This is a genomic window from Streptomyces sp. NPDC059853, from assembly GCF_042731495.1.
Classification (GTDB): domain Bacteria; phylum Actinomycetota; class Actinomycetes; order Streptomycetales; family Streptomycetaceae; genus Streptomyces.
Genome location: NZ_JBHWJL010000355.1, coordinates 1 through 4774, shown reverse-complemented (window position 1 = coordinate 4774; position 4774 = coordinate 1). Strand labels below are relative to the sequence as shown.

The window sequence follows — 4774 nt, the reverse complement described above, 5'->3', positions numbered from 1 at the left end:
CGGCCGGCCCACGGGGCCGGGGCACCGCTCCCGGGCCCGGCCGCCGCGCGCCGGGGCTCACCGCATGACGCTGCCGCCCGCGATCACCAGGGACTCACCCGTCACATAGCCGCCGTGCACCAGCGCCCACACCCAGTCGGCGATCTCCTCGGGACGGGCCACCCGCCGCAGCGGTATGCCCGCCGCCACGTCGGCCATCCGGCCGGTCGCCGCGTTGCCCGGGGTGTCCACCCAGCCGGGGGCCACCGCGTTGACCGTGATGTCGTCCGGAGCCAGTTCGATGGCCAGGGACTTGGTCAGCGAGACCACCGCCGCCTTCGAGGCGCTGTACAGCAGCTGCCCGGGGGAGACCGCGAAGGCGTCCACCGAGGCGAAGTTCACCACCGCGCCGCCACCGGCCGCCGCCAGCAGCGGGGTGGTCACCGCCGTCACATTGAGCGTGCCGAGCACGTTCACGTCGAAGATCCGCCGGTACACCTCCTCGGTGAAGTCCTCCAGCCGGGTGGGCGGGTAGATACCGGCGGCGTTCACCACCGCCCGCAGCGGCGCGCTGCCCAGCGCGCCGATCAGCCGCTGCTGGAGCCCGGCCCGGTCGGTGACGTCGGCGGCCAGCGGGATGAGGGACTCGCCCACCTCCCGCGCCTCCCGCGCGAGCGCCGCCGCGTCCCGGTCCACCGCCAGCACCTGCCAGCCGCCGGCGGCGAACCGCCGCGCCACCGACTGCCCCATGCCGCTGGCTGCCCCGGTCACCAGGACCGCCTTCTCCCCATCCACCTCGTGCACGGTCATGCCCCTCTCGCTGTTCGGGTAGCGGTTGTCGTCGTGCGCCCTCGGGTCCCGGCTCATCGGATGCCCCGCGCGGCGGCGCTCCGCTCCAGGCCGTCCAGGAAGCGGTGCACCTGCCGCATCTGCCGGCTCCACACCGGCCGCAGGATGTCGATCCGGTCGTCCGCGCCGAACCGGCGCTCCAGCAGTTCGGGCAGCGGTCGGGCGAGCCGCCCCCCGAACCGGTCCGTCAGCCCGATCAGCCGGGCGATCAGCCGCGACTGGGCGGAGAACACCGGGAACTGCGGCCCGCGCGGGCTGGCGAGACCGACGAAGTACAGTCCGGACACCCCGGCCGGCACGGTCAGCCCGGCCGTGCGCAGCGGGGCGCCGCCCCGCCAGGTGAGGACGTCCGGCGGCAGGAACGGCAGGCTCACCCGGAACCCGGTGGCCCACAGCACCGTGTCGTAGGTGTGGCGGGTGCCGTCCGTGAAGACCACCGTGCGGCCCTCGATCGCCTCGATCCCCGGGCGGACCGCGATCCGGCCGTGCTGGATCCAGTACAGCAGCAGCTCGTTGACCACCGGCAACTGCTCGTTGAGGTTCCGGGTGACCGGGGCCGGCAGCCCCGGGTAGCGCTCGGCGGTGCCCACCGAGATCCGCACCAGGGCCCTGGCCACCCGCTCGCCGAGCCAGCCGGGCAGCTTCGGGACCAGCGGCAGCTCGTTGCGCGGCCGGCCGAAGAAGGTCTTGGGCTGGAACACATGGCCGCCTCGGACCGAGATGTCGGTGACGAGCCGGGCGTTGGCGGCGTCCACCGCCAGATCGCAGCCCGAGTTGCCCGAGCCGACGACCAGCACCCGCTCGCCGTCGATGTCGCCGGTGTTGCGGTACTCGCTGGAGTGCAGCGAACGGCCCGCGAAGTCGGCGGCGGCCTCCGGCAGCCGCGGGTCCCAGTGGTGGCCGTTGGCGACCACGACGGCGTCGTAGCGGCGTTCCGTCCCGTCCGCCGTGGCCACCGTCCAGGAGCCGTCCGGCCCCTGGCGGACCCCGCTGATCTCGGTGTCGAGCGTGATGTGCTCGCGCAGCCCCTCGCGGTCGGCGAAGTCCTCCAGATAGTCGCGCACCTGGTCACGGCTCGGGAAGAGCGGATAGTGAGCGGGCATCGGCGCGCCCTCGAAGCCGGAGCTGTCCCGGGGGGTGATCAGATGCAGTGCCTCGTAGTCGGTGTGCCAGTGGCCGCCCACGCGCCCGGTCCGCTCGAAGCAGTCCACCTCGAAGCCCTCGGACCGCAGCACCCGCAGGGCCTCCAGCCCGGCGGCCCCGGCGCCGACGACGCACACCCGCTGTCGGTGAATGGTTCCCATGTGCGGAGTATCACGACCGCCGCCGTCTCCGGTAAATGCTTGATTTACAGCATCACCGATAGGTTCAGCCTTGGGCCAGACCGCGCTTCGCACGGCGCTGGAGCGCCGCGATGTGCTTGTGCGCGATCTTCATGAACATCCGGGTGGCCGGGGAGAGCGCGCCGCCGGCCCGGGTGATGAAGGCGAAGTGCTCCTCCACCGGCGGGTCCAGCTGCGCCCAGTGCAGCCGCCGCGTATAGCCCTGGGAGCGCGCCACCAGATAGGAGACGAGCGAGTCGCCCACCCCGTGCGCGGCCAGCTCCACCGCGTGCGTCTGGAACTCCACCTCCGCGTACGGCCGCAGGGTCACCCCGGCCCGCTGCGCCCGCTCGGTCAGCGCCCGGCGCAGCGGGTCCTCGTCCTCCCAGCGGGCCTCGGAGAGCACCAGCGGGGCGGCGGCCAGCGCCTCGATGCCCACCGGACCGCGGGCCCGGGCGGGATCGGCGCTGACGTACACCACGGTGTCGGTGAGCACCGGCGCGCCCACCGAAAGGCCGTGGTCCTTGATCGGCAGCTGCACCAGTCCGGCCTCCAGCTCACCGGCTCGCACCGCGTCGCCGACCTCGGAGGAGTTGAGGCCGACCACCCGGACCTGCACCTCGGGGAACTGCTCGTGGAAATCGCGGATGAGCGGGGTGAGCAGATACAGGTGCGCGCTGTTGAAGGTGCCGAAGGAGACCGTGCCGCCGGAGAGCGTGCGGACCTCCCGTACGGCCTCGCTCAGCTCGCGCACGTCCGCCAGGGTGCGCTCGGCGTGCGGCAGCAGGGTGCGGCCGGCGTCGGTGAGCTGGAGCCGGCGGTTGGTGCGGGTGAACAGCACCACGCCCAGGGTGTGCTCCAGCCGTCTGATCTGCTCGGACAGGCTCGGCTGGGCGATGTGCAGGGCGTCGGCTGCGGCGGAGAAGGAGCCGTGGCCGACCGCCGCCAGGAAGTAGCTCAACTGCATCAGGGTCGGCTGTGCCATAGGAGGTTCCTTGAGTAAGCGCTGTGGATTGAGACTGTGCCGGGGGCCACGCTGCCCGTAGCGTACCGGTTTATCAATGTCACCCCACCCGTTAATTTGTTTGTAACCCACCCCCGGGTGCGGAAAAGCGAAAGTGGTGCCTGTTATGAGTACGCAAACCGCCGGGGAGCCGGCGACGGCGGCCTCCGCGAAAGAACCGGGATTCGCCTATGCGGCGGGTTCGGTACTTGTCGTCGTCGCAATACTTCTCATCGGATCCCTGGGATTCGACGCGGATATCCAGCTGCTGCTGTTCATTTCCATGATCGCGCTGGTACCGCTGGTGATGCGTCTGGGATACAGCTTCGAGGACGCCGAGAATTTCGCTTTCCGCGCCATCCGCAGCATCCTCGGCCTGATCATGATTCTGGTGGCCGTCGGTGCTCTCATCGGCGCCTGGGCGGAATCCGGCACCATTCCGGCGCTCGTTCACCTCGGGCTCTCGGTGCTCTCCCCGCAGCTGTTCCTGCCCACCACCCTGCTGCTGTGCATCCTGGCGTCGCTCTCCACGGGCACCTCGTGGGGCACCATCGGCACGGTCGGTGTCGCCATGATGGGTGTGGGGGAGGGGATGGGATACCCGGTCGCCATGACGGCCGGTGCCATCGTCTGCGGCGCCTACTTCGGCGACAAGATGTCCCCGTTCTCCGACTCCACCAATCTGAACGCCGCGCTGGCGGGCACCGACCTCACCCGGCACATCCGGCATCTGACCTGGACGACGATCCCCGCCATCGTGCTGTGTTTCGTCATCTTCACGGTGCTCGGCTTCACCACCTCGCACGGCGGGGGATCCACCGCCGAGGCGGACGCGATCACCGCCGCGCTGGAGGACAGCTTCCACCTCGGCCTGCCGGCGTTCCTGCCGATCCTGGTGGTGCTGGCGCTGCTGCTGCTGCGCAAACCGGCCTGGCCCTCGATCTTCGTCGGCGCGCTCACCGGCGGCCTGGTCGCCGTGCTGTACCAGGGCGCCTCGGTCGGCGACACCCTGTCCGTCCTCTACAACGGCTTCGTCCTGGAGACCGGCGTCAGCACCGTGGACTCGCTGGTCTCCGGCGGCGGCATGCTGTCGATGATGAGCATGGTGGCGCTGTTCCTGTTCGCCATCGGCATGGCCGGGCTGCTCACCGGCTCCGGGATGCTGCTGGCCCTCATCACCCCCGCGCTGCGCTGGATCACCACCCCGCGCCGGCTGATGGTCATCAGCGTCTTCCTGGTGCCCGCGCTGGTGGCGCTCGGCGGCTCGTTCAGCTTCGCCGCCGTGATGTCCGGCTCCCTGCTGCTGCCGCTCTACCACAAATTCGGACTCGACCCGCGGAACCTCTCCCGCATCCTGGAGGACTCCGGCACCGCCAACGACCCGGTCTTCCCCTGGTCCAGCGGCGGCGTCTTCGTGGCCGGTGTGCTGGGTGTGTCCACCCTCGGCTATCTGCCGTTCTACTTCTTCGTCTTCCTGTCGATGGGGTTCTCGCTGCTCTACGCGGTCACCGGCTGGAAGGTCCCGCGCGCCGAGCGGCCGGCCGCCGAGGATCCGGACCAGCCGTCCGCCGCACCCGTCCCCGCCCGCCCGGCCGGCTGACCGGCGGCGAGGGGTACGGGG

General features: G+C 71.1%; 4 protein-coding genes. 1 reads left to right on the top strand and 3 read right to left on the bottom strand.

Going from position 1 to position 4774, the window contains the following annotated elements; translation table 11 throughout:
• Window positions 1-57: 57 nt before the first annotated feature.
• The 3 genes from ACFV5N_RS24760 to ACFV5N_RS24750 all read right to left on the bottom strand — a co-directional run bounded on the left by ACFV5N_RS24760 (window position 58) and on the right by ACFV5N_RS24750 (window position 3135).
• Window positions 58-846 (bottom strand): SDR family NAD(P)-dependent oxidoreductase, encoded by a 789-nt coding sequence (locus tag ACFV5N_RS24760; RefSeq protein WP_385603870.1) that lies wholly within the window; start codon window positions 844-846, stop codon window positions 58-60.
• Window positions 843-2132 (bottom strand): flavin-containing monooxygenase, encoded by a 1290-nt coding sequence (locus ACFV5N_RS24755; RefSeq protein WP_385603867.1) that lies wholly within the window; start codon window positions 2130-2132, stop codon window positions 843-845. The genes ACFV5N_RS24760 and ACFV5N_RS24755 overlap by 4 nt, the downstream gene beginning before the upstream one ends.
• Before the next feature lie 64 nt (window positions 2133-2196).
• Entirely contained in the window at window positions 2197-3135 is a 939-nt protein-coding gene (locus ACFV5N_RS24750) for a LysR family transcriptional regulator (RefSeq protein WP_385603864.1), read from the bottom strand.
• Between the two features lie 145 nt (window positions 3136-3280).
• Between ACFV5N_RS24750 and nhaC the strand changes: the two genes are divergently transcribed.
• Window positions 3281-4753: a Na+/H+ antiporter NhaC gene (gene nhaC, locus ACFV5N_RS24745; RefSeq protein ID WP_385603861.1), complete on the top strand. Its 1473-nt coding sequence runs from the start codon at window positions 3281-3283 to the stop codon at window positions 4751-4753.
• The last annotated feature ends 21 nt before the right edge of the window (window positions 4754-4774 follow it).